27 protein-coding genes are annotated in these 23,836 nt (G+C 69.4%); 15 read left to right on the top strand and 12 right to left on the bottom strand.

What is annotated here, in order from left to right; genetic code table 11:
• The first annotated feature begins 33 nt into the window (after positions 1–33).
• From BLU81_RS43005 to BLU81_RS42980, 6 genes are all read left to right on the top strand, one after another.
• Positions 34–639 (top strand): EcsC family protein, encoded by a 606-nt coding sequence (locus BLU81_RS43005; RefSeq protein ID WP_092558465.1) that lies wholly within the window; start codon positions 34–36, stop codon positions 637–639.
• Positions 640–670: 31 nt separating this feature from the next.
• Positions 671–1,297 (top strand): fibronectin type III domain-containing protein, encoded by a 627-nt coding sequence (locus tag BLU81_RS43000; RefSeq protein WP_092554909.1) that lies wholly within the window; start codon positions 671–673, stop codon positions 1,295–1,297.
• A 27-nt stretch (positions 1,298–1,324) separates the two neighbouring features.
• Positions 1,325–2,884: a Na+/H+ antiporter gene (locus BLU81_RS42995; protein WP_092554907.1), complete on the top strand. Its 1,560-nt coding sequence runs from the start codon at positions 1,325–1,327 to the stop codon at positions 2,882–2,884.
• Positions 2,881–3,144: a UBP-type zinc finger domain-containing protein gene (locus tag BLU81_RS42990; RefSeq protein WP_092554905.1), complete on the top strand. Its 264-nt coding sequence runs from the start codon at positions 2,881–2,883 to the stop codon at positions 3,142–3,144. The genes BLU81_RS42995 and BLU81_RS42990 overlap by 4 nt, the downstream gene beginning before the upstream one ends.
• A gap of 150 nt (positions 3,145–3,294) precedes the next feature.
• A complete protein-coding gene (locus tag BLU81_RS42985; protein WP_092554903.1) occupies positions 3,295–4,215 on the top strand; it encodes a ketopantoate reductase family protein in 921 nt (306 codons plus the stop codon).
• Positions 4,216–4,541: 326 nt separating this feature from the next.
• Positions 4,542–5,405 carry a hypothetical protein gene (locus BLU81_RS42980; protein WP_092554901.1) on the top strand — a complete coding sequence of 288 codons (864 nt, stop codon included), beginning with the start codon at positions 4,542–4,544 and terminating at the stop codon, positions 5,403–5,405.
• Here BLU81_RS42980 and BLU81_RS42975 read toward each other — a convergent pair.
• On the bottom strand, positions 5,395–6,147 hold the full coding sequence (locus tag BLU81_RS42975; protein WP_092554900.1) for an alpha/beta hydrolase: 753 nt from the start codon (positions 6,145–6,147) through the stop codon (positions 5,395–5,397). The two genes, BLU81_RS42980 and BLU81_RS42975, sit on opposite strands and share 11 nt — an antisense overlap.
• Before the next feature lie 61 nt (positions 6,148–6,208).
• Entirely contained in the window at positions 6,209–6,673 is a 465-nt protein-coding gene (locus tag BLU81_RS42970; RefSeq protein WP_231953798.1) for a GNAT family N-acetyltransferase, read from the bottom strand.
• A gap of 112 nt (positions 6,674–6,785) precedes the next feature.
• On the opposite strand from BLU81_RS42970, the gene BLU81_RS51190 reads away from it, so the two are divergent.
• The gene (locus tag BLU81_RS51190) at positions 6,786–6,968 is read left to right on the top strand and encodes a hypothetical protein (protein ID WP_231953797.1); all 183 of its coding nucleotides are present in this window, start codon (positions 6,786–6,788) and stop codon (positions 6,966–6,968) included.
• Positions 6,969–7,373: 405 nt separating this feature from the next.
• On the opposite strand, the gene BLU81_RS51185 is transcribed toward BLU81_RS51190, so the two are convergent.
• Both BLU81_RS51185 and BLU81_RS51180 read right to left on the bottom strand, forming a co-directional pair.
• Entirely contained in the window at positions 7,374–7,835 is a 462-nt protein-coding gene (locus tag BLU81_RS51185; RefSeq protein WP_231953796.1) for an HAD family hydrolase, read from the bottom strand.
• A complete protein-coding gene (locus BLU81_RS51180; RefSeq protein ID WP_231953795.1) occupies positions 7,739–8,116 on the bottom strand; it encodes a hypothetical protein in 378 nt (125 codons plus the stop codon). Before BLU81_RS51180 ends, BLU81_RS51185 begins: the two co-directional genes overlap by 97 nt.
• A 574-nt stretch (positions 8,117–8,690) precedes the next feature.
• Here BLU81_RS51180 and BLU81_RS42960 point away from each other — a divergent pair.
• Positions 8,691–9,248, top strand: coding sequence for a GNAT family N-acetyltransferase (locus tag BLU81_RS42960; protein WP_092554898.1), 558 nt, complete (start codon positions 8,691–8,693; stop codon positions 9,246–9,248).
• Between the two features lie 404 nt (positions 9,249–9,652).
• On the opposite strand, the gene BLU81_RS42955 is transcribed toward BLU81_RS42960, so the two are convergent.
• From BLU81_RS42955 to BLU81_RS42940, 4 genes are all read right to left on the bottom strand, one after another.
• Complete coding sequence (locus BLU81_RS42955) at positions 9,653–10,198, bottom strand: pyridoxamine 5'-phosphate oxidase family protein (protein WP_092554896.1); 546 nt, start codon at positions 10,196–10,198, stop codon at positions 9,653–9,655.
• An 18-nt stretch (positions 10,199–10,216) separates the two neighbouring features.
• Positions 10,217–10,903: a class I SAM-dependent methyltransferase gene (locus BLU81_RS42950; RefSeq protein ID WP_231953794.1), complete on the bottom strand. Its 687-nt coding sequence runs from the start codon at positions 10,901–10,903 to the stop codon at positions 10,217–10,219.
• Positions 10,878–11,777 carry a hypothetical protein gene (locus BLU81_RS42945; RefSeq protein ID WP_092554894.1) on the bottom strand — a complete coding sequence of 300 codons (900 nt, stop codon included), beginning with the start codon at positions 11,775–11,777 and terminating at the stop codon, positions 10,878–10,880. The genes BLU81_RS42950 and BLU81_RS42945 overlap by 26 nt, the downstream gene beginning before the upstream one ends.
• Positions 11,778–12,068: 291 nt before the next feature.
• Positions 12,069–12,293 (bottom strand): hypothetical protein, encoded by a 225-nt coding sequence (locus BLU81_RS42940; RefSeq protein ID WP_092554892.1) that lies wholly within the window; start codon positions 12,291–12,293, stop codon positions 12,069–12,071.
• Positions 12,294–12,386: 93 nt separating this feature from the next.
• Here BLU81_RS42940 and BLU81_RS42935 point away from each other — a divergent pair, with 93 nt between their 5' ends.
• The gene (locus BLU81_RS42935) at positions 12,387–13,019 is read left to right on the top strand and encodes a GNAT family N-acetyltransferase (protein WP_092554890.1); all 633 of its coding nucleotides are present in this window, start codon (positions 12,387–12,389) and stop codon (positions 13,017–13,019) included.
• Between the two features lie 335 nt (positions 13,020–13,354).
• The gene (locus tag BLU81_RS42930; RefSeq protein ID WP_092558459.1) at positions 13,355–13,969 is read left to right on the top strand and encodes a hypothetical protein; all 615 of its coding nucleotides are present in this window, start codon (positions 13,355–13,357) and stop codon (positions 13,967–13,969) included.
• Positions 13,970–14,210: 241 nt separating this feature from the next.
• On the opposite strand, the gene BLU81_RS42925 is transcribed toward BLU81_RS42930, so the two are convergent.
• Both BLU81_RS42925 and BLU81_RS42920 read right to left on the bottom strand, forming a co-directional pair.
• Positions 14,211–14,672, bottom strand: coding sequence for a VOC family protein (locus BLU81_RS42925; protein WP_092554888.1), 462 nt, complete (start codon positions 14,670–14,672; stop codon positions 14,211–14,213).
• 210 nt (positions 14,673–14,882) lie between these two features.
• Positions 14,883–15,296, bottom strand: coding sequence for a DUF1761 domain-containing protein (locus tag BLU81_RS42920; RefSeq protein WP_092558457.1), 414 nt, complete (start codon positions 15,294–15,296; stop codon positions 14,883–14,885).
• 109 nt (positions 15,297–15,405) lie between these two features.
• Between BLU81_RS42920 and BLU81_RS42915 the strand changes: the two genes are divergently transcribed.
• From BLU81_RS42915 to BLU81_RS42895, 5 genes are all read left to right on the top strand, one after another.
• On the top strand, positions 15,406–16,449 hold the full coding sequence (locus tag BLU81_RS42915) for a helix-turn-helix transcriptional regulator (protein WP_092554886.1): 1,044 nt from the start codon (positions 15,406–15,408) through the stop codon (positions 16,447–16,449).
• A 158-nt stretch (positions 16,450–16,607) separates the two neighbouring features.
• Entirely contained in the window at positions 16,608–17,543 is a 936-nt protein-coding gene (locus tag BLU81_RS42910) for a DMT family transporter (RefSeq protein ID WP_092554884.1), read from the top strand.
• Between the two features lie 110 nt (positions 17,544–17,653).
• The gene (locus BLU81_RS42905) at positions 17,654–18,628 is read left to right on the top strand and encodes a TolB family protein (protein WP_092554882.1); all 975 of its coding nucleotides are present in this window, start codon (positions 17,654–17,656) and stop codon (positions 18,626–18,628) included.
• Between the two features lie 71 nt (positions 18,629–18,699).
• On the top strand, positions 18,700–19,317 hold the full coding sequence (gene trmB / locus BLU81_RS42900; RefSeq protein ID WP_231953793.1) for a tRNA (guanosine(46)-N7)-methyltransferase TrmB: 618 nt from the start codon (positions 18,700–18,702) through the stop codon (positions 19,315–19,317).
• Between the two features lie 86 nt (positions 19,318–19,403).
• A complete protein-coding gene (locus tag BLU81_RS42895) occupies positions 19,404–21,470 on the top strand; it encodes a sensor histidine kinase (protein WP_092554878.1) in 2,067 nt (688 codons plus the stop codon).
• Here the strand turns inward: BLU81_RS42895 and BLU81_RS42890 are convergent.
• Both BLU81_RS42890 and ggt read right to left on the bottom strand, forming a co-directional pair.
• The gene (locus BLU81_RS42890; protein WP_092554876.1) at positions 21,454–22,029 is read right to left on the bottom strand and encodes a hypothetical protein; all 576 of its coding nucleotides are present in this window, start codon (positions 22,027–22,029) and stop codon (positions 21,454–21,456) included. The genes BLU81_RS42895 and BLU81_RS42890 overlap by 17 nt on opposite strands.
• 12 nt (positions 22,030–22,041) lie before the next feature.
• Positions 22,042–23,802: a gamma-glutamyltransferase gene (gene ggt, locus BLU81_RS42885; RefSeq protein WP_092554874.1), complete on the bottom strand. Its 1,761-nt coding sequence runs from the start codon at positions 23,800–23,802 to the stop codon at positions 22,042–22,044.
• Positions 23,803–23,836: the final 34 nt, after the last annotated feature.

Below are 23,836 nucleotides of genomic sequence, written 5' to 3'. Positions count from 1 at the left end.
ACCGCGGCTCCTCCCGGCTCCCTGTGGGCCCGGATGAAGGCCGACCCGCAGTACGCGCCCGAGCACCTCGCCCTGGAGGCGACCCGCCGCATCGGCCCGGAAGCCGCCGAGTGGCACACCAGGATGCGAGCGGCGCGCCCCGAGCTGGGCCCGGACGAGCTGGCCACCCTCGCGATCAAGCGTTTCACCACCCTGGCCCGGGTCTCCGGGGCGGTCTCCGGCGCGGCCGGCCTGCCCGGCGCGCTACTCGACGTGGGCGTGCTCGCCTGGACCCAGGCCCGGATGGTGCTGCACATCGCGGCGGCCTACGACAACGATCCGGCCGCACCGGAGCGCGCCACCGATCTGCTGGTGCTCCAGAAAGTGCACAAGGTGGCCGAGACCGCGCGGACGGCGCTCGGGGTCGCGGCCGGGCGGGAACGCGCCAGCCGGATCTTCACCGGCGACTCCGGGCGCCCGCTGGCCGGGGTCCTGATGCGGCTGAGCGTGAAACTGGCGCAGATGGCCGGGATCCGGGCCGCCAAGCGGATCTTCGCCAAGGTGGTGCCGGGCGCCGGCATCATCCTCGGGACCTGGGCCAACTCGGCGGCCACCCGGGATCTGGCACAGCGGGCCCGGGAGCATTACCGGAACGGCTAAGGTTCTGCGGCGCAAACCCGAAACACCAGACGTGCTGGGCTCCTGGAAATCTGCCGTCCTGACCCTCGTCGTGCTGCCGGTGCTGCTGGCCGGCTGTTCGTCGTCCTCGTCGTCGTCGTCCTCGTCGTCCTCGTCCGCCGGGGGCGCGGCGCAGAGCACCGGCACTCCGGGCCGCAACTGGATCCTCTTCGACCAGGGCAGCGCCGGGCCCTCGCCGGCGGCGCCCAGCTTCGGCACTGCCTCACCGACCCCGTCGATGACGTGGCCGTCACTGAACGCCAGCGGCTCGCCCTGGCCCACGCCGAGCCCCACCTGTTCACTGCTGGAGCACATCCCGGTGATCAACGGGCTGAACGTGGTCCCGTCCGCGACGAGTGCCGTGGTGACCTGGTACAACCAGGGCGGCAGCGACATCGTCGACTACCGCATCACCGCGGAGAGCCAGATCCTGACCAAGGGCTTGCAGAAGCAGCTGGGCTGGACCAAGAACGCGCCGAAGAAGTGCGGCTACGTCAGCGCCACGATCAGCGGGCTGGACCCGAACACGCCGTACATCTTCACCGTCGACATGGTGCGGACCCGGGCGAACCTCTACCTGGACGGGAACCAGAGTTCGACCATCGGCCGGTCGCAGGTGGTGAGCACCACTACGAGATGAGGTTCAGGAAACCCTAAGCTTCCCGGCATGGAGAGCATCGCCGGCACGGTAGTCCTGCTCGGGATCTCCGTGGTCGGCGCCGCGCTGGCCCGGAGACTCGGCTTCGTGGCGCCACTGGTGCTGCTGGTGGCCGGGCTCGGTCTGTCATACGTGCCCGGGTTCCCGGAAGCGCATCTGGAGCCCGAGCTGGTCCTGATCGGGATCCTGCCGCCGCTGCTCTACGTGGCCGCCCTGCAGACGTCGGTGCCCGCGTTCCGGCTGGCCCTGCGGCCGATCCTGCTGCTCGCGGTCGGGCTGGTGGTGCTGACGGCACTGGTGGTCGGGTTCCTCGTACACCTGCTGTTGCCGCAAGTCCCGCTCGCCGCCTGTGTCGCGCTCGGCGCGATCGTGGCACCGCCGGACGCCGTCTCGGCGACCGCGATCGCCCGCCGGGTCGGCCTGCCCCGCCGCGTCGTCACCATCCTCGAGGGCGAGAGCCTGCTGAACGACGCGACCGCCCTGGTCATGGTGCGGGTCGCGATCGGGGCCATGACCGGCGTCGCGGTCGGGTTCACCGACATCGCCGGTGAGGTGGCGCTGAAGGCCGGCGGTGGCCTGCTGATCGGGCTGGCCTTCGCGGTGGGTGTGGCCTGGCTGCACAAGAAGATCACCGACGCGCTGCTGGAGGACGCGGTGGCGTTGCTCACCCCGTTCGTCGTGGTGATCGTCGCGGAGAAACTGCACACCTCCAGCGTGGTGGCCGTGGTGGTGGCCGGTCTCTACCTGGGCCACCGCATCCCGTACCTGCTCTCGGCCACCTCCCGCCTGCAGATGGACGCGGTGTGGAAACTGGTCAACTTCCTGCTGGAGGGTGTGGTCTTCCTATTGGTCGGCCTCCAGTTGCGCGCGGTGGTCAGCACCATCGAGACCGACCTGGCCACCACCGCCCGGGTCACCGCCGTGGTGTTCGGGGCCCTGCTGGCGGTCCGCTTCCTGTGGATGTACCCGGCGACCTATCTGGCCCGGCTCATCCCCCGGATCCGCAACCGGGAGCCCCGCCCACCGGTCACCGTGCCCACCGTGATCGCCTGGGCCGGCATGCGCGGGGTGGTCACCCTGGCCGCCGCGCAGACCCTGCCGCAGAACGGCGACTACCCGCGGGAGCTGTTCGTCTTCGTGGCCTTCGCGATCATCGTGCTGACCCTGCTGGTGCAGGGCACCACGCTGCCCTGGCTGTCCCGGCGCCTGGGCGTGCGCGAGGACTACAGCAGTCAGGACGCGCTGGCCGAGGCCGGAGTGCAGCACGCCGCCGGGCAGGCCGCACTGGAAGCGCTCAACGAGCACGCACCCGGCGCGCCCGACTCGGTGGTGGACCGGTTGCGGGGCCTGGTGGAGAGCAGGGGGAACAGCGCGTGGGAGCGTTTGGGCAGCCAGGAACGGGAAACCCCGTCGGCGGCGTACGGTCGTCTGCGGCGCGAGATGATCCGGGCCGAACGGCGCGTCTTCAAGATCGCCCGGAACGAGGGCCGCATCCCCGAAGAGGTGCTGGTGCGTGCCCAGCGCGAGCTCGACCTGGAAGAGTCCCAGCTGCATCGGAGTGACCATTGACCTGTGAGCATCTGTTGGAGGCCGGCGATCCGGCCCCCCTCGCACCCTACGACGGCGGCTGCCCCGAGTGCGTGGCCGACGGCTTCACCGATTGGGTGCACCTGCGTAAGTGCCTGAACTGCGGTTACGTCGGCTGTTGCGACTCCTCCCCGCGGCGGCACATGACGCGCCACCACGGGGAGAGCGATCATCCGGTGATGCGCTCCTACGAGCCCGGTGAGACCTGGCGCTGGTGTTTCCCGGATCAACTGCTGGCCTGACCCGATCCGGCGGGCTCATGTGCTCGGCCGGCCGCCAGGATCGGCGCCAGCACCGCGTCGTCCCTGGTCCCGACCCCGGGGAGTTCCTGGATGTGTGCACCCTTTCCCGTCGGCGCGGATCCTACGGGTGCCTGCGGCAGGATTGACGGCGTGCGAATTCTCTTTCTCGGTGCCGGAGCCACCGGCGGCTACTTCGGCGGCCGCCTCCTGCAAGCCGGACGGGACGTGACCTTCCTCATCCGGCCGACCCGGGCGGCCCAGCTGGCCGAACATGGGTTGCGGATCACCACACCGGACGGTGAGTCGGTACTCACGCCCCGCACGATCACCGAGCCGGACGGCCACTACGACCTGGTGTTCGTCGCGGTGAAGAGTTACGCGCTGGAGGAGGCGCTGACCCTCCTGGTCCCGGCGGTCGGCCCGCGAACCGTGGTGATCCCGCTGCTCAACGGCATCCGGCACATCGAATCCCTGGTCCGGCGCTTCGGCGTGGACCGGGCCTGGGGCGGCGTCTGCATGATCCACGCGACCCTCGACGACACCGGCGGCGTGGTCCAGATGAGCGCCCTGCACCGGCTGACCTTCGGCCCGCTGACCGCCGGCCCCGACACCGACACCGACACCGATCGCCTCGCCGAGGTCACCGAGACTCTCACCGGCGCCGGATTCGACGTGCGGGCATCCACCACGATCATCCAGGACCTGTGGGACAAATGGGTCATGCTGGCCACCTTGGGCGCGGCGACCACCCTGATGCGCGGCTCGATCGGCGCGATCAACAAGGCCCCCGGCGGCCCCGAGTTCCTGCACGCCCTGGCCGCCGAAGCGGTGGCGGTAGCCGAGGCCGCCGGCCACCCGATCCATGGAAAGGCGGCGGCCATGCTGGAGGCGACCATCGCCACCACCGAACCGGCCACCTCGTCGATGTACCGGGACCTGCTGGCCGGCCGCCCGGTAGAGGCCACCGCAATCGTCGGCGACCTGGTGACCGAGGCAACAAAACACCAGGTCAGCGTGCCGTTCCTGACCGCGGCGCACACCGGCTTGGCGATCTATTCCCAAACCCTTTGATCGTACGTTCCACGCAACGCCACCGCCTCGTCCCCGCAAGGCAGGCGAACCGTCCCGGCCACCCCGCGACCGCCGGGCCGAAGCGCCCCCGCACCGCCACCCCGCCACCGCCGGGCCGAATCCGCCCCCTCACCGCCACCCCGCGACTTGCGTGCCGACTCAGGGTGCAATCCGCACCCCAAGTCGGCACACAACACCCGCGCCCGCCTTGCGTGCCGACTCAGGGTTCGATCCGCACCCCAAGTCGGCACGGACCCCGTGGCCGGAACCGGGCGGGGGTGGGCCGCGTCGTACTCTGCATGATGCGACGGGGACCGTGGATCTTGATGTTGGCGCTGCTCAGCGGATGTGGTGCGCCCGCCCTGGAGGTCGCCGCCGAGGACCCCGCTCCGCTGTTGCGCGCTCAGGCCGAGGCGGCGCTGCGCCGTTATGACGTCGCGGTGGAGGCTGCCGGGGGCAGTCAGCGGTTCGTGCCGGTCGGCGACCAGACCGGTGTGATCGGCGAGTTCGAGCCGGCCTTCGGTGACAACGCCAAGATGGCGCTCGGCAACGGGTACCTCGAAGCCACCGGCCCGCTGCCGGGCCCACCGGCCACGGCCGGCGAGGTGGTCTGGGAGAACGGAACCCGGGAGAAGGTCGAGCTGCTCTCCGCCGAGACGGCGCTCGCCCGGATCGGCCGGGCCGAATGCCCGGAGTGCACCCCGCTGAAGATCACCGGCGCCCGGCTCGGCAGCGCCCGGGTCGACACCACGCGAGGTCCGGCGTCCGCGCCGGTCTGGGAGTACACGATCAAGGGCACCAGCGCCCGGCTCACCCGACCCGCGGCCGACGGCACGGTACGGATGGTCCCGCCGTCCTGGAATCCGGACGATCCACCCGGCGGCCCGGCCCTCGACTCGGCGAGCACCGCGATCGGCAGCCGCGAGCTGACCGTCGCCTTCATCGGCGCCCCCGGCACCGCTGCCGAACCGTGCGGCGCCGACTACACCGGTGCGGCCGTCGAGTCGGCGTCCGCGGTGGTCGTCTACGTCCTGGCGGAGCACCACCGCGGCCCGGCCGGCGAGAACGTCGTCTGCCCCGCGATCGGCGCGTCCCGGACCGTCACCGTCACTCTCACCGAACCGCTCGGCGACCGGGCCGTCCTCGAAGTGCAGCAGGGAACCCCGGTAGCCGTCGCGATCACACCTTGAGGCCCTCGATCATCCGGTCGAGCACTCCGGGCAGGTGCCGGTCCCAGAACTCCCAGGTGTGATCGCCCGGCTCGAACGCCGAGTCCAGACCGACCCCGGCGGTGGCACAGGCGGCGATGAACCGGCGGTTCTGCGCCACCAGGAGATCATCGTTGCCGCAGCGCACCACCAGTCGCGGCAAGGCCGCCGGGTCAGCCACCCGAACCAGATGCATCAGGTCCTCGTCGCCACCGGCGACGGCCCGATCAGCGAAGACCCGGGCGGTCAGGGCCCGAACGTGCGGCCGCATGTCGTGGTCCTGGATGTAGGCCAGATCCAGCGCCCCGGAGAGGCTGGCCGCCGCCGCGAACCGCTCCGGCTCCCGCAACGCCCATTTGAGCGCACCGTAGCCGCCCATCGACAACCCGGCCACAAAGGTGTCCTCGCGCCGCCCCGAGACCCGGAACAGCCGCCCCACCACTTCCGGCAGCTCCACCGACAGAAAGTCCCAGAACCGCATCCCGTAGGTCTCGTTGGCGTAGAAGCTGCGATGCACCTGCGGCATGACGACAGCCAGCCCGCGGTCCCGCGCGTACCGCTCCACCGAACTGAACCGTGACCAGGACGTATGGTCGTCAGAGAGCCCGTGCAGCAGATAGACCACCGGCGGCGGCGCAACCCTCACCCGATCCGGCAGTATCACCGTCATCGAGGTACCCGTCTCCAGCGCCTCGGAGTCAAAGTCACACCGGATCAGTGCCATCGCAACAGTCTCAACCCGCACCCCCACCCGACCCCGCCCGGGGTGGCACCCACCGCGAACGTCACCGCTCACCGGCCGAATAGTGGCGCAGCCTAACCAGCCCACCGTCCGGGCCGGTCCAGTCAGCGTCTGAGCTGTGCGTATACCGCCACCCGGTGGCCTCGTAAAACGTGACGGCGGCGGCCCGGCCGCTGTTCTCCGTCACGCTCAGGGTCAACACGTACCCCAGGCGGGTCGCCCGGTCCCGAGCGACCCGGACCAGATCGCGGGCCACCGCCCGGTGGCGAGCCGCCGGGCTGACGAAGAGCCGGGCCAGTTCGGCGCCCTCCGTCGTGCCCCGGTGAACCGCGACGTGCCCGGCAATCGCCCCGTCCACCACCGCGACCCAGGCACACAGCAGTTCCGGCGGGGCGAGCCACCCGGCCGGGTCAGCGGGCCAGTTGAGCGGATAGCCATCCGCCTCGTGCACGCGGCGCAGCACGGCCACGCAGGCCACCAGATCAGACTCGGAACGCTCCCGAATCACCGAACCCCTCCCCCGTAACAGAACGATTGATCCCGGAAAGGCGGGCGCCTCCGTCCGGGAGTCGAGTCTCCCGTCGCTGGCCAGGCTCTCCACGTTGGCTGATGATGATCGAATGCTCGAACTGGCGGAGTTGACCAATGCGTGGGCATACGGCTGCTCCGTGTCTCGTGGCACAACACCGCCCGTCGCGATCACCGGCGGCCTCAGCATCGACATCGACCGCACCAACAACATCTCCCGGTACGTCCTCGAACCGTACGACTGGCAGCGAGCGGCCGCGCGCTCCTCGGGATGATCTGCGACAGCAACGGTGACGTCGTCTCGCGGGCACGGTTGGCCGCGAGCGGACGATACGGCGTCATCGACAGAGTCCGGACCCGCGCAGCGGATCAGCGACGAGGTATGGGTCGCGCCGTGATGGCCGGAGCGTTCCGATCGAAGTGGCCGGGCCGGGCGACACCCGCACCCGCGCGCCGACTTCGTCGCTGCAGTCTTGCGGCTGGCCCGCGCCGGATCTCCATCGCGCGGCGTCCCCGGCCCGCGGTGAACGGATGCAGACGGGAACGCCGACCGGTCTGGAGAACTATCGATGGACGAGGCGATCCCAGATGTCCGGTCCAGATGAAGAGTTCGGACGGCAGGTCGGTGACCAGCGCACCGAAAAGTAGGTCTGGACGGCCGCGGCGGAGTTCGTCCAGACCTACTTTTCGGATTCGTCGGCGGGGACGACCCCTGAACCTTCATTCGTCGTTTGGAGGATCAGCTCGACCGCAGCGGCGACGGTGCTCACGGTCATGTCCGGTTTCGGCTGGTTCTCAGGCCACGACGTCGACTTGTTCTGCAGCCAGATGGTGCTCAGTCCAACGCTGCGGCCTCCGGCAATGTCGAGGATCGGGTCGTCGCCGGTCATCCAGCCGCCGTGGGATACCGATGCTCCGCAACGCTGCGCGATGATGCCGAAGATGGCGGGCTCGGGTTTGCGGATACCGACTTCGTCGGAGATGCACCAGGCGTCGACCAGGGTGCTGAAGCCAGCGCGGTGGATCTTGCCGTGTTGGTTGTCGGTCATGCCGTTGGTGACGATGCCGATCCGCCAGCCGGCAGCGCGCAGGCGGCGGAGTGCTTCAAGGCCTTGCGGCTGGCAGGTGACCAGTTCCGGCATGCGTCGCCGGTATTGCCGCCAGAGTTCGTCTGCGGCTTGCTGCAGGTGAAGGCGTCGCGGACAGCGTGGAAGAAGGTGCCTTTGGTGCCGGTGGTTCGGGCATCAGTTTCCAGGAGCCATGTCAATGCGGTGGCGTCGAGGTGGTGCGTGGCGACGAACTCCTGGGCCCATGCGCGGAAGGCCGTGTTGCGGTTGACGAGTGTGTTGTCCAGATCGAAGAGTGCCAGCCGCTGCATGTCGAGATCGTAGGCGCTCGTCGGTCGGATGGTCGGAATCAGCATCCTGGTGAGACGAGAGCTTGCGCTCGCGTCCGAGCAGCGGTCGTCCTCCTCGTGGTCCTGGCGGTACGTCGCGGCGGGGCCAGAGTGCAGGGCTGGCGACGGTGCCGATGAACAGGTCCATGCGGACTGACCAGTCACGGGCGAGGACGGGTCCGACATGGCGGTGATAGAGGATGGGCCATCCGCCGCAGCGGTTGTGGGCGAACCATCGGGCGCTGCGGCGGTGCCGGTCGATGCTGTGCTGGTTGACCTTGGGGATGCTGTGGCCTGGACAGGACAGGTACTGTCGCATCCGGCTCAGGGTTGTGGATGAACAAAGGCGTTGACCAGCGGCTCACAGGTAGGTCCGGACGTTGGTGGAGCCGGTTGTCCAGATTGAGTTGGTGGATGCCGGCGTGGCTATCGGCGTAGGCGTACTCCCTCGTCGTCTGATGCCGCCGGCTCCGTCCATGATCTACTGGCCGACGTGGGCCGCACGGGGGATGTTTTCGCGACTTGGCAACGAGGCTGGGGCAGGGCTCGGAGGGTCGAGCCGGGCGTCGAGGTAGCCGGTGGACTGCGGGTGCATTGCCGGATGAACTCGCGCGAGATCGAACTTTTCGCCTTCGACGACCGGGCTGAGTCGTTGGCCGGGATCGCTGCGGCGGCGCTCCGCGAGGAAGGCGTCACCTGGTTGACCGTGGCGACCACGCAGCCGGAGTCGGTGGTGAGCGTGCTGAAGGCGGCAGGGCTGATCATGTTGCAGCAGTCCGAGCAGCTGATGAGCGTCGACCTGCATAAGCACCCCCGGAGCCCGGTGCCCGCCGGGTACCGGGCCGAGACCACGGTCGACGACGACGTGGTCTACGTCCAGGTGCTCGCCGACGACGGCTCGGACGCCGCCCGGGGCCATGCGGGAGTCGTCGGCGGGTACGCTTCGGCCGACAAGATCCTCACCTGGCCGGACCATCGGCGCCGAGGGCTGGGCAGCGTGGTCATGGGGATCCTGGCCGACGCGGCGATCGAACTCGGGGCGGAGACCGGGCTGCTCGTCGGCAGCACTCAGGGCCAGCAGCTGTACCAGATGCTCGGCTGGCGTACCGAAGCGACAGTCCTGATCGCCGCGCCGCCCGGCACCGTCTACCCGCAGTAGGCGCGCCCGGTCCAGGGTTCTGGGCTCGTGACGACCTCGGGCCGTCGGCTTCAGCCCAGCCCGCGCCGCCGCCACATCACCAAAGTCCTCAGCGGTCAGACGACCGTTCACGCAGCTCAGTCGCCCGCCCGGCATCCGAACCCGGTTACGTACAGGCACCGCACCGGCTTGCCCGGAAGGTCAGCCGCCACACCGTGAGCTTGGGCCATCGTCGATGCTTTTGCCGTTCGCTCCACAAGGTGATTCCAGATCCCACAAGATCATCCACAATCCATGCCCGGACTCCACAAGGTCTGGGCGGACGCGACAGGTCTGTCCGGTCCGCAGATAGCTGGCCATCGGCTGCGGCGCTGGCCAGGAACGAGACAACTCGGCGCGGACTACTGCGGTTGATCCGTCCGGATCTAGTTGGCCTTTTCTTGGCTGGACTTGCTCGGCGAGGGCCGTTTCCAGAGCTGGCGTGCCGCGAATCCTTCGCGCCGAAGCCAGTGCTCGGTATAGACGATCCGGTTCGGCTCGATCACGACGAGTGTGTCGCTTGGCGGTTCGGAGAGTGAGCGGCCCCGTTCGGCGTGCTCGTTCTCCCAGCGGAAGGCGTCCCAGTAGTGGTCCCGTTCGGGATGCTCGGGAGGCAGCACTCGGGCTTCGCCGAACAGCTGTGCTCCTCGGCTGCTGGCCAGCCCGACCAGCGGGGCGAAGATGCCCACGGAGACCCGCGGATCACCGGCGATGTTGCGCAGTTTCGGGGACCGGGGCGAGGCAGTGAACATGACCGCGAAGTCGAGCGAGTAGTAACGCACCGGTGTCGCCAACGGGCCTTCGGGTCCGGTGGTCGCCAGCACGCACATGTTCTGCGAGGACAGCAGGTTGAGGATGCGCTCATCAAGCCTTTGTCGCGGCAGCCGGTTGGTCGGCGTTGGCTCCGACAGCCAGGGGTTTGTCAGTGGCATTCTGCTCTGTCCACGAGGTCACCGCTTCACTGCGAGGATCTGCAGCGCATTCGCCGAGTTGGCGTTCATCGTCTCGACGGTGATCTCCCGGGTGGTGTCGATGTTGAACCCGTCGAGCAGCAGGTTCTGCAGCCAGTCGGCAGTGTGGTGTCGGCAGATAGCGCCGGCGTCGGTCTCGAAGACGCCGTAGGTTCCGTAGGTTCCGGCATGCTGTTGGTATCGAGCCTGGTTGCGCTGGTCGGTTTGCAGGAGCAGGTCGCTGACATAGAGCAGCCCGCCTGGGCGGATCACCCGGGTGAGCTCGGTGACGAGTTGTTGCTGCCCTGTGTCTGTCGGAATACACGTGAGAACGGCGAAGAGGAGCACCGCGTCGACGCTGGCGTCCGGGTAAGGCAGCGTCGGCGGGTTGAGTAGCACTCGGAAGCTGAGTGTGGGATTACTTTGGCGGGCTCTGTCGATGAGGCGGGCGGACGTGTCGACGCCTTCGACGTCAGGGAAGCCCTGTTGCTGCGTGAGCCCGGCGATCCGTCCGTAACCGCAGCCGTAGTCGATGATGCGGGCCGTGGAGGGCAACCGAGACAACCAAGCGAAGTCGATGGGATGGGTGAAGGTCTTCGCGGCGCCGGCAGTTTCCCAGAAGTGCCGCTGATTGTCCAGCTCCGACATGGTCTTGATCTTCTCACGCTTGAACAGGACGGCCTTCATCGATGTCGGACCGCACGGTTCCGGTTGGATCCGCTGAAAGGTCCTGTTCTATCGGCCTGGTTTCATCCGTGTTGGATCGCGAGTCATGGTCGGGCAGCCCCAACAGTTCGGCCAGGTTTGAGGCTGGGGCGTCAACGGGCTGCGGCGGGATGTCCGGTTTCCGGATCTCCCGGACGTTGAGAGGTGGGAGATTCCAGGCCGCGACGAGCAGGTTGTTCTTGGCGAACTCGCGGACGGCCCGACGGAGGTGGGCGGCCTCGCGCTGTTTCAGATTCGGTGACGGGGTGCCGTCGAGGGTCTGAGCTCGGGTGTCGGGGAAGGTCTTGTCGGGTTCGCAGTAGGGGCCGTAGCCCATACCCGCGAGCCAGAACGTGATGAGGTGACCGTTGTTGCTGAGGATCGCGTCGACCGGGTAGCCGATGGTCTGGGCGATCTTCGCCGCAATGGCGTCGCGGTCACCGGTGTGACCGTTGGATCCCGCGATACTCGCGGCGTTGAACTGCTCGATGGCGGTGCGGGCGGGCAGGCGCCAGGAAGGTGCGCAGAACAGTTCGGCGAGCCGCACGATCTCTGGGTGGAAAGCGGCGATGTAGCGCGGGCCGTTGAAGGCGCTGGCGGTCGGGATGAGGATCTTGATGCGCTGGTCGTGGATGGTGTGTTGCGGTGACGGCCCGTAGAAGCGCAGGTCGACACAGACGTTCTGTGAGGCTGCGATGGCGTGCAGGGCGAGTTTCCAGCCGTGCCGCTGGACCAGCCGGTCATGTCGGTGCTGGGCGTCGGTGAGCTCGGGCAGCAGCTGGCCGATCGGGGTGGGCTTGTGGTCGATGCCGAACTCGGTGGAGCCGATCCAGTAGCCGTGGCGGGTGCAGAGCATCTCGTGGTGCGCGAACAGTCGGCGGACGACGCCGCCGCGGTGTCGGGCAGTGCATAGCGGGCAGGCGCGCTGGGGTAGTGCCGCCACTGCTTCCAGTCCGGCGCCGGATCGCGGAGTTCAGGTAGCGCGTGCTCGAGCGCGGCGGCTGGCCGATCGGTGGCGGCGGCGAGCCGGTCAAGCACGATCAGACGCCGGCTGCCGGACCCAGTGGGTGCGCTCAGGCAGGTCCAGAGATCTTCGTAGGGCAGGGCGTGGACAACGGCGAGCCGGGCGACGTAGGAGGTCAGCGTCTCATGGTGTGCTGGCCACAGCGGGATGGGCAACCGTGGCAGCCGGGCCCGGAAGGTGCCGCTGCCGTTTGCGGTGCGAGAAGCCTCGCACCGGTTTGCCAAGCTCGAATCGCACCGCCGCCGAGTCGATCAAAGTGACACGGGCCTCGGTTCTGTCGATGGCGACATAGCCGACTTCGAACTCAGCCGTCAGCGGAGCACCAGAGCCGGGCACCGCGCGCAGCATCCCGGCACGTTACCGTCGGCCACCCTCGAACGGCCGCGGCCACGCCGACGGCCGCCACTGGCCAGACCCTCCAATTTGCCTGATCATGATCAAATGCTCGGCCTAGCGGAGTTGACCGATGCGTGGGCCCACGGCTGGTCGCTGTCCCGTGACACGACGCCGCCTATCGCGATCACCGACGGTCTCAAGATTGACATCGACCCCACTCGCAATATCGCCAGGTACATTCTCAAGCCGTACGACTGGCAGCGAGCAGCCGTCCTGGGACGCGAGCTGACCACTCCCGGCACCGAAATCAAGATCGTCGGAGCTACCGACTCCTTGCGAGAAGCGCTGAAGAGCGACTGGACGATGTATGACGAACATCATCTGATGACCGTCCCCTTCACCCGCGGCGTTGCCGAGACGCCGCCCTCCTGCAGCGCCCAGATCGTCAATGACGGTGGTGCCCTCCTCGGGATGATCTGCGACAGCAACGGTGACATCGTCTCGCGGGCACGGTTGGCCGCGAGCGGACGATACGGCGTCATCGACAGAGTCCGGACCCGTGCAGCGGATCAGCGGCGAGGCATGGGTCGTACGGTGATGACCATGCTCGGCAATCGAGCGCTCGACGAGGGCCTGGCCACCGGGCTGCTCTCCGCCACCACCGAAGGGCGGAGGCTGTACTCCGCGCTGGGCTGGAAGATCCGCGGCGAACTGGCCGGGGCTTTCCGATCGACATGACCAGGCCGGTCAGCGCCCGTCGATGCGCTCTTGGGTTCAGCGCGAGCAGCATCCCGCAGCCGTGCCGCTGGCCACCTACAAACGGACGCAGACCAGGCCGTTGGCCAACTTCGGCCGGACTGGCCAACTATCGCCGGACGGGACAACCAGACGCTGAATCGCGTTGGGAATGTCGTACCCGTCGATTAGTATGTGTGTACGAAAGAGGGGACCTGAGCTGCGGATCTTCGGGCCTTCGGAGGTTCGATCCTGCCTGGATTCCGCAGTGCGAGTGAGGAGACGACGTGACGATCTCGACCACCACCCCCGTGCCCGTGATCCCTCCGTACGCGACGATGCTCGGCTTCACCCGCTACGTCTCCCGCACCGGGCCGGCCAAGGCCACGTTCGTCGGCGGGCTGCGCCGGCAGCGGGAGCGACGGAGCGGATTCAACCCGCACGGCCAGCTCGTGAAAGCCCTCAAGGCGGACATCGCGTTCCGCACCGGCGGCAGCTACCTCGGCGGCGTGGTCGACGTGGTGAAAGACCGCTGGAAGCCGCTCTACGGGACGCTGCGCACCGGCGCCCGCACCTACCTGGACTCGCTCGGTGACCCCCAGCAGGTCGACCTCGCCCAGACCCGCGACGCCATCGCCACGGTCGGCCCACTGGCCGTGAAGATCAACCCGCACTTCGGCCTGCGTTTCGCCGACGGCCGCCGCGAGGCCGTCCGGATCCACTTCGACGAGGCCCCGCCGAGCCCCGAGGCCGCCACCGCGATGCTGCACCTGATGGCCCGCCACATGGACCAGATCCTGCCCAACGCCGAGCCGGTCCTGGTCGACCTCCGCCGAGGCGTCACCCACCGCATCGACACGGCCGCCCGCCCCGCCGACGTCGAAAGCTGGCTGGCCGGCGAGGCCGCCGCCTTCACCTCGATGTGGTCCGCCACCGCGACCCCCACCGCATAACCGCCCCACCACACAGCCCAACCCGCCACCCCGGCCGCCCCTGCGCCGTGCGCCCGCTCCTCCGGGCCGCACGGCGCGCCCGCGACCCCACAACCCGGCGGTCCCGAAGTCTCGGAACCGCCGGGCCACAGAGCCAACCTCGATCGGTGCGGGCCGGTTCAGCCGACGTAGAGATGGTGGAAGACTCGGTTCTGGCTGGCCTGACTTGCGCAGGCACCGGCGGGGCCTTGGAGCGGCTGGTTCAGGCGGCGTAGGGGGCGGTCACCTGGAGGATCCAGGTGACGCCGAAGCGGTCGGTGAGCATGCCGAAGCCAGGGGCGAACCGGGACGGGCCGAACTTCTCGACGATCTCAGCGCCGCTGGACAGCTTGTCCCAGAGGGCGCTGACCTCGTCGGATGTCTCACCGCTGACCGAGATGAAGAATCGCTCACCGGTCAGGGTCAGGCCGTTCTCGCGGGTGGTGGCGGTTGGCGCGGCTGCGGCCGGGGACTGGCTGGGGGTGTCATAGGCCATGATGCTGAAACCGTTCTCGGCGTTCACCTGGCCGAAGACGACCTTGTCGGCGTCGGGCAGGTCCTTGGGCATGCCGAAGTCGCTGTAGGCGACCGCTGTCAGGTTGCCGCCGAATACGGACTGGTAGAACTCGAGCGCCTGACGGGCCTCGCCGTGGAAGTTCAGGTGCGTGGTGGCGGTGATCGCCATGATGACTCCTTGTTGATCTCTTCGATTTTTGGAACTATTCGGGCAAATGGGACTACTGGTTTGTTCGGTTGAATCGGGCTGCTGGCCGGCTTCGGGATCGGCCGGTGGCCGGTATCCGGAGCCGGTAGCCGGAGCCTCTCGGGATCCATCGGGCAACGCCCACGCCTGGGGCTGACGGGACGTTTGTAAGGGAACGCCTGCGGGGACGCTTCAGATGGCCAGCAGGATGGTGCTGACGAGCAGGCTGCCGAGGATGTTGTAGCCGCCGGAGATCGCCGCGTAGAACAGAGGGCGCGGGAAGTTCGGGTTGATGGCGATGTTCACGGTGTTGGCCGTCAGGTAGCCGAGGCCGACGATCAAACCGAAGAGCAAGGCGTCGCTGTACGTGTCGATGTCCAGCGCGGACATCAGGATCGCGCTCGTGATCGTGATGATCAGAGACGTGGTCGCCGGGCCGGCGTAGAACAGCGCCGACGCCTGGGGCTTGGCGTCGGCGGCGCGGCCGAGAGAGCGGTTGTACGCCCTGGGGAACAGCACCGCGAACCAGACTCCGCCGAGCACCGTGAAGGCCACGAAACCGGCCAGGATTCCGATCCAGTTCAGATCGCCCAGAACATCGAACATGCTGTTGACTCCGTAGATCGCGGGGATGGCCGTCGTCGTCCGGCTCGAGATCGAGATTCGCAGCAGTAGGTGCCAGGATGTGACACCTACTGTGGGGAGAATCGGAGTCATGCCGAAGACCTCCGCCCGACTGCTGGCGCTGTTGTCGTTGTTGCAGGCCCGCCGGGACTGGCCGGGGACGCTGCTGGCCGACCGGCTCGACATCAGCCTGCGTACCGTGCGCCGTGACGTCGACCGGCTCCGCGAGCTCGGCTATCCCATCGCCGCGGTCAAAGGGCCGGACGGCGGCTACCGGCTCAGTGCCGGGACCGAACTGCCGCCGCTGCTGTTCGACGACGAGCAAGCTGTCGCCTTGACCATCGCCCTGCAGGTGGCGGCCACCTCCTCGGGCGACGGCCTGGCGGATGCCGCCGCGCGGGCGCTGAACACGATCCGGCAGGTCATGCCGGCCCGGCTACGGCGCCGCGTCGAGGCGCTGCAAGTCACCGCCGTCGAGCGGCCCACCACCCGCTCGGCCGCACCGGTCGACGGCGACGTGCTTCTGGCGATCAGCGCCGCCGTCCACGCCCGCGAGATCCTGCGGTTCGACTACGACTCCCCGGCCACCGACCGGCACGCCCCGGCTGCGGATCGGGCGCCGGCGGTGGACCGGGCGCCGCGCCGGGTCGAACCGCATCACGTCGTCACCTGGGACGGGCGCTGGTATCTGGTCGCGTGGGATCTCGACCGGGCCGCCTGGCGCACCTTCCGCGTGGACCGGATCGCTCTGCGTACCCCCAACGGGCCGCGGTTCACGCCGCGCGCGCTTCCCGGTGACGACGTCGCCTCGTACATCATCGGGAAGTTTCGGGGTTCCAGCGGCAATGGCGAAGGGGGCAGTGACGGTGGCGGCTGGCCCTGTCAGGGCACGGTGATCCTGGACCGGCCCGCCGCCGCGGTCGCTCTCTACACCCGTGAAGGTGTCGTCGAGGACGCCGGTTCCGGTCGTTGTCGTCTCACCCTCGGATCCTGGTCGTGGCCCAGCCTCGCCGCCGCCATCGCCCGTTTCGACGCCGACATCGAGGTCGTCGGCCCCGGTGAGCTGACCGACGCCTTCGCGCACCTGGCCGGCAGGTTCACCAGGACCGCGACGGCAAAAGGCCCACCGACGTGAGGGCGGATAGGGTGGACGGTGTGAGTCGGTATTCCGGCGTGCTTTCTCCGCCGCGCTCCTGAGCGGAGCGTTTCCGAGCCGATCAGGCGCCGTCTGATCGGCGGTTCCACGCGCTCCGCCGACGGTCGTCGACGACTCACTTCCTCATCGGAGCGCGCATGTTCACCTCGTACCTCAATACTGTCCACCGGGCCCGGCTGAGCCTTTTGCAGGTCTCGGCCACCGGAATCCTCTGGGGCACCACCGGCGTCGTAGTCCAGGTCGTCGCCGAGCGCACCGGGCTCGGTGCTCTGGCGATCGGCTTCTACCGGCTCGCCGTCGCGGCGGTCGTTCTGCTGGCCATCGGGTTTCCGGCGCGACGGCGGATCCTGGCCGCGTTCCGGGCCGCGCCCGCCGGGGTGATCGCCACGGGGGTCGGTCTCGCTTCCTACCAGGGGCTTTACTTCATCGCGGTACGTCTGGGCGGGGTCAGCGTGGCCACCGTCGTCAGTCTCGGCATCGCGCCGGTGCTGCTGAGCGCCTGGGAGAGCCTGCGCAGCCGGCAGCGGCCCGGCACCGCCACGCTTGTCGCGTCGGCGGCGGCGATCGGCGGCCTGATCCTGATCGGCGGCGCCACTTCCGAACCGGGTACGGCCACCACCGCCGGACTCGGGCTGGTCGCCGCGATCGGTTCCGGCATCGTCTACGCCGTCTCCACCGCGGTCAGCCGGCACACCACCCAGGGTGTGGAGCCGCTGACCTTGACCACGTTGTCGTGTGTCATCGGCGCGGTCGCGATCCTGCCGGTCGCCGCGGTCGAAGGGCTGGCCTTCACACCGAGCGCAGGCCCGGTCGCCCTGCTGATCTACGCGGGGGCGATCACGACCGCGCTGGCGTACGCCCTGTTCTACTCGGGTCTGCGGCACCTTTCGGGAAGTGTCGCGGTGGTCGTCACTCTGCTTGAACCGCTGACCGCCGCCCTGCTCGCGGTTCTGCTGATCGACGAGCCGCTGGGCGTGGCGACGATCTGTGGCGGGCTTCTGCTGCTGGGCGCGGTGGCGGCGCTCTACCTGAACGCCGACGGCGCACGACGAGAGGATTCGGGAACCACCTGATCGGGCTGATTTTTCTTGGTATCGGCGCGGGAACGGCTTAGGGGCGGGACGGTTGCGACGATTGCTCCAGATGTAGAGGTGCTGGGCAGGACATCGGGGGGCGTTCGGCCATGTGGAAGACCGGTCTGGTGGCGGTAGGCGTGACTCTCACGGTCGCGGTGGGGGCGGCGGAGGTGGCGTACGCGGCGCCGGGTGAGCTGCCGAGCGTGGTGGCCTATGTGCGTAACGGCGACGTCTACGTCAGTCAGGGAACCGGCGAGAAGCGCCTGACCACCGGCAGCGGGCATGCCCGTCCGCGCTGGTCACCGGACGGGCGGCAGCTCGCGTTCCTGAAGAACGGACGGCTCTGGACGATGCGGTCGGACGGCACCGCCGCACGACAGCTCAGCGCTCGTGCGGCGGCCGGGCCGTCCTGGTCGCCGGACGGGAAGTGGCTGGCGTTCGCGTCACTGTCCTGCACCGGTGGTCCGGGCGTCTACCGCATCGCGACGGCCGCCACGAAGACCGCTGTTCCGGAGGTGCTGTTCCCCCGGGACTGCCGGGGGGAGGAACTGCCGGAGGAGGCCGCGGCGGTTCCGGCCGGCCGGGGTGTCCCGGCGCCACTGAACGAGCGTCTCGCCACCGATGACGCGGTGGCCTGGTCCCCGGACGGGCGGCGGCTGGCGTTCCGGGGCGGGGACTGCGAGTCGACGTACGACGCCTGCCTCTCGGTCGGGACTCTCGCGGACGGGTCGGAGAAGACGGTGGCCGCCTACGGTGGCGGTAGCTTGCAGAACCGTGGTTTCGCCGTGGTGCCGAGTTGGCGTTCGGACGGGGCGAAACTGTCGTGGACCGCGTTCCAGGAGGGCGAGACCGCGGCGGAGAGCAAGCCGGTGCATCTGGTGGAGTACGACACGGCCACCGGCGCGAAGCGGATCCTGGGCAGTGCGATGGACCGGGAGCTCGCTTACGTGGACGCGTCCCGGGCGGTCATCACCAGCCAGAACAGTGGCCGGTCCTGGGTGACGGTGCTCGGCCTGGCGACCGGCACCCGCGTCCTGTTCCGCTCGGGGTCGCAGCCGAGCGTTCAGCCCGTACGGCGGTAAATTAGGGTTGGCCCGCCATGAGTGAGCCAGAGAACCGCCCGATTCGCACCTTTCACCCACGCCGTGGCCGGATGAGCAGCCGGCACGCCGACGCACACACGGAGTTGTGGCCGCTGTTCGGGCTGGATTCACCGGACGGCGACCGTACGCCGCTGGATCTGGACGTGTTGTTCGGCCGTACCGCGCCGGTGGTTCTGGAAATCGGTTTCGGCATGGGTGACGCCACCGCGGCGATGGCGGCGTCGGATCCCGGCCGGGGCTATCTCGGTGTCGAGGTGCACACCCCGGGCATCGGGAACCTGCTGGCACTCGCCGGCGAGCAGGGGCTGACCAACGTCCGGGTGGCACTCGGCGACGCCATGCATCTGGTGCACCGCCTCGCGCCGGGGAGTCTGGACGCGGTGCACGTCTTCTTCCCCGATCCGTGGCCGAAGGCGCGTCATCACAAGCGCCGGCTCATCCAGCCGGCGAACGTGGCGGTGTTCCGGGAGCGGCTGCGCCCGGGCGGGGTGCTGCACTGTGCCACCGACTGGCCGGAGTACGCGCTGGCCATGGCCGAGACCCTGGACGCCGATCCGGGTTTGCGGCGGCTGCCGGAGTCGAAGGGCGACCGGCCGGAGACGAAGTTCGAACGGCGCGGGTCGGACGCGGGCCGCCCGATCACCGATCTGCGGTACGCCCGGATCTGACCCGGCGAATCCCCGAGGACCCCGAAGTCCCGCGCCGGATCGGCCGACACTCAGGTTGTGAGACGTGCGGCTACGGGAGGTCGGAGATGCGGTTGGACGGGCGGGAAGCACCGCGGGCCGACGACGGGTACGGCTGGATCATCGGCCCGCTGTCCCCGGAACCCCCGACTGCCGCCACCCCGGCCTTTCTCGGTGCGGAACTGCATCACGGCGCCCTGACCAGCGGCTCCGCCGACCAACTGGCGGCGCTGGCGGCCCGGTCGGCGGGCGCGGCGAACGCCTGCATCCAGTTCGCCGAGGGCGACGAACTGCGGCTGTACGGAAACTGGGGCGATTGGGCGGAGATCACCCGGCTCGGCAGTGTCGTGATGCGTACCGGCGCGCCCCTGGTGGTGTCCGACGCCAGTACCGACGACCGTGTTCCGGACGAGGTCGGCGCCTACCTTGGCCATCCGGTGCACGACCGGATGGGCATGGTCCTCGGAGTGTGCTGCGCTTACGACCACCGGCCGCGGGAGTGGACCGCGGCACAGGTGGCCGCGGTGGCCGAGGCCGCCGACGTGGCGACGCTGCTGATCGGCGAGCAACTGGCCCGGTACGAGCTGGAGCAGCAGCACCGTTTCCTGGACGCGGTGCTGGACAGCCTGCACGACGGGGTCTCGGCCTGTGACGCGGCCGGCCGGGTGGTGTTCGTCAACGAGCGGATGCGGCGGCTCTGGGGTGACTCCCCGGTCGGTGACGTGCGGGGGCTGTCGGATGTCTCCGGGACGCCGTTGGACCGCGACGAGCTGGGCCTGTTCCGGGCGCTGCGCGGGGAACGGGTGCGGGACGTGCCGATCTCGGCGAGTCAGGGGCGGCGGACCCGGCATTTCCTGATGGACGCGCAACCGATCCACGGGCTGGACGGCCGGGTGGTGGGTGCGGTGCAGGCGCTGCAGGACGTGACCCGGCAGCGGCGGGCGGAACGGTTCCGCAGTTGTGAGCTGGCGGTGACGACGGCGCTGGCTGCGGCGCCGACCATCGAGGCGGCCGGCCCGCGGGTGCTGGAGGCGGTGGTCACCACATTGAACTGGGTGCACGCCGAGTTGTGGACGGTGGACGAGCAGACGATCGAAGCGGTGGCCCGCTGGAGCGCGCCGGGCTGGCCGTCCGGGATTCCGGTGCCGGAGCGGCTGGCGTACGGACAGGGCCTGGCCGGGCGTTCCTGGCAGGTGGACAAGCCGCTGTGGATCCGCGACGTGGGCCGCCCGCAGAGCCTGATCTCGCCGGACACGTCGGCGGACCGGCTGCACACGGCGCTGGCGATCCCGGTGCACGACGGGGCGGGCACGATCGGGGTGCTGACGGTGTTCGCGGATTCGATCGAGGATCCGGAGGACGAGCTGGTCGCGCTGATGTCCGGGATCGCCGCGCATCTGGGGCAGTTCGTGGAGCGGCGCCGGGTGGAGGACCTGAAACGGCAGCTGACCCGGAGCAAGGACGAGTACCTGGCACTGATCGGGCACGAGCTGCGCACCCCGTTGACGTCGATCAGCGCCTACACCGAACTGCTGCGGGAAGCCGACGAGGTGACGCTGGTCAAGGACGGGCCGCGACTGATCGAGGTGATCGACCGGAACACCAGCTCGCTGCGGGAGATCATCAACGAGTTGCTGGAGCTGTCGGCGCTGGATGCGGGGCATACTGAGGTACGGCGTACGCCGATGGATCTGTCCGCCGTGGTCCGTGAGGTGGTCCAACGGGCGCGGACCGCGCTCGACGGGGTCCCGGTGGAGATCGACGCCGAGCTTCCGGCCGAGCTGATCGTGCCGGGTGACCGGGCCCGGCTGCGGCACATCGTGGAGAACCTGCTGGGCAGCGCGGTCCGGTTCAGCCCGGACGGCGGGCACGTGATGGTGACGCTACGTGTCGCCGGCCGGTTCGCCGAGCTGGCCGTCTCGGACGCCGCCTCGGACGTGCCCCGCGCCGAGCGGGAGCACCTGTTCACCGGTCATTTCCGGACGGCGCGCGGCAACGACCGGATCCTGCCGGGCAGCGGCCTGGGCCTGACCCTGAGCCGTGCCGTGGTGGACAAACACCACGGCACGATCGAGCTGACCGGCGACGACTCGGGAACGACGGTTCTGGTCAGACTGCCTATCGAAGATCGGTAGGGCGGCCGCGGCGCTCGATCTCGCGCGCCACCTCCGGGTCCCACCTGGAGGCGTCCCAGTCGTCGCTGGTGACTGTCGGCCGGAGCCGGCCGCCCAGGTCGGGGCGCCCGGTCAGGCGCCGGATCCGGGAGCGGGTCAGGAGCACGCCGGTGACCAGAGCGAGCCACGCGACGATCTGCATCGCGCCGGCCGCTGCGGTGGGGAGGGTGAGAACGTGACCGAGAGTCATCAACAGCACGGCGAGTAACAGGCCACCGTAACCGACCGCCCCCGGCCCGGTCGGGGTCACCTTGTGCGCGCTGACGATCCAGACGACGGTGGAGACCAGCAGGCCGATGACGCAGACCAGGATCGCCAGGCCGGCGACCAGCCCGCCGAGCAGGAACCCGGCCCGGGTGCCCACCGAGAGCGGGTCGGCGGCACCGGACTTCAGCGCCAGGACCCCGGCCAGGGTGAGCCCGGTGGTCAGCAGGGCGACCACCAGGTAGCCCATGCTGAAGCGGATCACCCGGCGGGTGGCCAGCGCGAAGGTGTCCAGGTCGCCCTCGTGTGCGTTCATCGACCGGGAAGCTTACCGCCGGGACACCACCGCGGCCGCACCACCGCCACGGCGAACCGGTTCGGCGACGGCGATGAAGCCTCCGCCGCGGGTGAATTCGATCGCGGTGGCCGCGCCGAGTTCCGCGACGTCGGCGGCGAAGGCGTGCCCGAGCCGGGTGAGGTCCGGGCCGTACCGGGTCCGGAACGCCGGTTCGGCCTGGATCCCGGCGCTGTTGCGCTGCGAGCCGCGCGGCGCGGCAAGTGCCTCGGGCAGGGTCATCCCCAGGTCGATCCGGTTGACCAGCACTTGGAGCACGGTGGTGATGATGGTGGCGCCGCCGGGCGAGCCGAGGGCCAGGAACGGCTTGCCGTCCTTGAGCACGATCGTCGGAGACATCGAGCTGCGCGGCCGTTTGCCCGGTCCGGGCAGGTTGGGGTCGGGTGCGGTGCCCTGGGTGGGGGCGAAGTTGAAGTCGGTCAGTTCGTTGTTGAGCAGGAACCCACGGCCGGGCACCACCATCGCGTTGCCGCCGGTGGCCTCGATGGTGAAGGTGTACTCGACGACGTTGCCCCACTTGTCGGCGACGGTCAGGTTGGTGGTGCTCTGCCCCTCTTCGACCTTGGCACCGGCCGTGGCGGTGGCGCAGCCGGTGCCGGTCAGGTCACCCGGCGGCACCGGCTTGACCAGGGCGGTCGTCGGACTGATGGTGCAGGCACGCTGCTCCGCCCAGTCATCGGAGATCAACTTCTTCAGGACCGGCTTCGCGGTGTACGCCCCCACGTACCGGTTCCGGTCGGCGAACGCGAGGGCCGACGCCTCCAGGTAGTAGTGCAGTGTCGGCTGCCCGGCCTCGATGATGTTGAGGGCCTCGCCGACCGCGGTGCCGCCGCTGGACGGCGTGGACATGCCGTAGACGGTGAGTCCCCGATAGTCCGACCTCGTCGGCGCGGGATGGCGCAGCCGGTAACCGGCCAGGTCGGACCGGGTCAGCACACCCGGCCGGATCGGGTAGGCCCAGGTGCCGACCGGTTCGGCGGCGAGCGGCGGGTGCTGGACGGTCCGGACGATGTCGTCGGCGACCGCACCCCGGTAGAACACGCCGGTACCCTTCCGGCCGATCAGCCGGTAGGTGGCCGCCAGGTCCGGGTTGCGCTGGATCGTGCCGACCGCGGGCGGTGCGCCACCCGGCAGGTACAGCGCCTTCGTCGACTCGAACCGGCCGAACGCGCCCTGGATGTCGGCGATCTGCTGGCGGAAGGTGGCGTCGACCGCGAAACCCCGATCGGCGACCTCGGCGGCCGGCCGCAGCGCGGACGCCAGCGACCGGGTGCCCCACCTGTTCAGGGCCGACTCCCAGGTGGCGACGGTGCCGGGAACGCCGGTGGACAGGCCGCTGACCCGGGCCTCGTTGAAGTCGTAGGGCAGGCCGTCGGCGGGGTCGATGAAGTACCGCTCGGTGGCCGAGGCGGGCGCGGTCTCCCGGCCGTCGATGGTGGACACCTTCCGGGTCCGGGCGTCGTAGTGGACGAAGAAGCCGCCGCCGCCGACCCCGGCCGAGAACGGCTCGGTCACGCCCAGGGTGGCGGCGGCCGCGATCGCCGCGTCGACGGCGTTGCCGCCCCGGCGCAGTACCTCCAGCCCGACCGCGGTGGCGGTGGGATCGACCGTGGCGACAGCTCCGCCGTAGCCGGTGGCGGTCGGCTGGCGGTCACCGGCGAGTGCCGGTGCGGAGGTGACCACGAGTCCCGCCGCGGTCAGGGACAGAACTGTCAGCACGGGCAGGAACCGCATCGGCCCTCCAGGTAGGACATTCTCGGTCATCCAT

It is taken from the genome of Actinoplanes derwentensis, from assembly GCF_900104725.1.
Classification (GTDB): Bacteria; Actinomycetota; Actinomycetes; order Mycobacteriales; family Micromonosporaceae; genus Actinoplanes; species Actinoplanes derwentensis.
Note: the sequence above shows the minus strand (reverse complement) of the source record. Positions and strands in the feature narration are given on the sequence as shown.

Excerpts from the sequence above, each read along its gene's own strand:
- BLU81_RS42950 (WP_231953794.1), bottom strand. The coding sequence starts at position 10,903 with ATGAAGGCCGTCCTGTTCAAGCGTGAGAAGATCAAGACCATGTCGGAG.
- BLU81_RS42930 (WP_092558459.1), top strand. The coding sequence starts at position 13,355 with ATGCTCGGCTTCACCCGCTACGTCTCCCGCACCGGGCCGGCCAAGGCC.
- BLU81_RS51185 (WP_231953796.1), bottom strand. The coding sequence starts at position 7,835 with ATGCCGGAACTGGTCACCTGCCAGCCGCAAGGCCTTGAAGCACTCCGC.
- BLU81_RS42980 (WP_092554901.1), top strand. The coding sequence starts at position 4,542 with ATGTTGGCGCTGCTCAGCGGATGTGGTGCGCCCGCCCTGGAGGTCGCC.
- BLU81_RS42915 (WP_092554886.1), top strand. The coding sequence starts at position 15,406 with ATGCCGAAGACCTCCGCCCGACTGCTGGCGCTGTTGTCGTTGTTGCAG.
- BLU81_RS51190 (WP_231953797.1), top strand. The coding sequence starts at position 6,786 with ATGCTCGAACTGGCGGAGTTGACCAATGCGTGGGCATACGGCTGCTCC.
- BLU81_RS51180 (WP_231953795.1), bottom strand. The coding sequence starts at position 8,116 with ATGCTGATTCCGACCATCCGACCGACGAGCGCCTACGATCTCGACATG.
- BLU81_RS43005 (WP_092558465.1), top strand. The coding sequence starts at position 34 with ATGAAGGCCGACCCGCAGTACGCGCCCGAGCACCTCGCCCTGGAGGCG.
- BLU81_RS42910 (WP_092554884.1), top strand. The coding sequence starts at position 16,608 with ATGTTCACCTCGTACCTCAATACTGTCCACCGGGCCCGGCTGAGCCTT.
- BLU81_RS42925 (WP_092554888.1), bottom strand. The coding sequence starts at position 14,672 with ATGGCGATCACCGCCACCACGCACCTGAACTTCCACGGCGAGGCCCGT.
- BLU81_RS42920 (WP_092558457.1), bottom strand. The coding sequence starts at position 15,296 with ATGTTCGATGTTCTGGGCGATCTGAACTGGATCGGAATCCTGGCCGGT.
- BLU81_RS42935 (WP_092554890.1), top strand. The coding sequence starts at position 12,387 with ATGCTCGGCCTAGCGGAGTTGACCGATGCGTGGGCCCACGGCTGGTCG.
- BLU81_RS42945 (WP_092554894.1), bottom strand. The coding sequence starts at position 11,777 with ATGCTCTGCACCCGCCACGGCTACTGGATCGGCTCCACCGAGTTCGGC.
- trmB (WP_231953793.1), top strand. The coding sequence starts at position 18,700 with ATGAGCAGCCGGCACGCCGACGCACACACGGAGTTGTGGCCGCTGTTC.
- BLU81_RS42890 (WP_092554876.1), bottom strand. The coding sequence starts at position 22,029 with ATGAACGCACACGAGGGCGACCTGGACACCTTCGCGCTGGCCACCCGC.
- BLU81_RS42905 (WP_092554882.1), top strand. The coding sequence starts at position 17,654 with ATGTGGAAGACCGGTCTGGTGGCGGTAGGCGTGACTCTCACGGTCGCG.
- ggt (WP_092554874.1), bottom strand. The coding sequence starts at position 23,802 with ATGCGGTTCCTGCCCGTGCTGACAGTTCTGTCCCTGACCGCGGCGGGA.
- BLU81_RS42940 (WP_092554892.1), bottom strand. The coding sequence starts at position 12,293 with ATGCTGCGCGCGGTGCCCGGCTCTGGTGCTCCGCTGACGGCTGAGTTC.
- BLU81_RS42975 (WP_092554900.1), bottom strand. The coding sequence starts at position 6,147 with ATGGCACTGATCCGGTGTGACTTTGACTCCGAGGCGCTGGAGACGGGT.
- BLU81_RS42960 (WP_092554898.1), top strand. The coding sequence starts at position 8,691 with ATGAACTCGCGCGAGATCGAACTTTTCGCCTTCGACGACCGGGCTGAG.
- BLU81_RS42895 (WP_092554878.1), top strand. The coding sequence starts at position 19,404 with ATGCGGTTGGACGGGCGGGAAGCACCGCGGGCCGACGACGGGTACGGC.
- BLU81_RS42955 (WP_092554896.1), bottom strand. The coding sequence starts at position 10,198 with ATGCCACTGACAAACCCCTGGCTGTCGGAGCCAACGCCGACCAACCGG.
- BLU81_RS42995 (WP_092554907.1), top strand. The coding sequence starts at position 1,325 with ATGGAGAGCATCGCCGGCACGGTAGTCCTGCTCGGGATCTCCGTGGTC.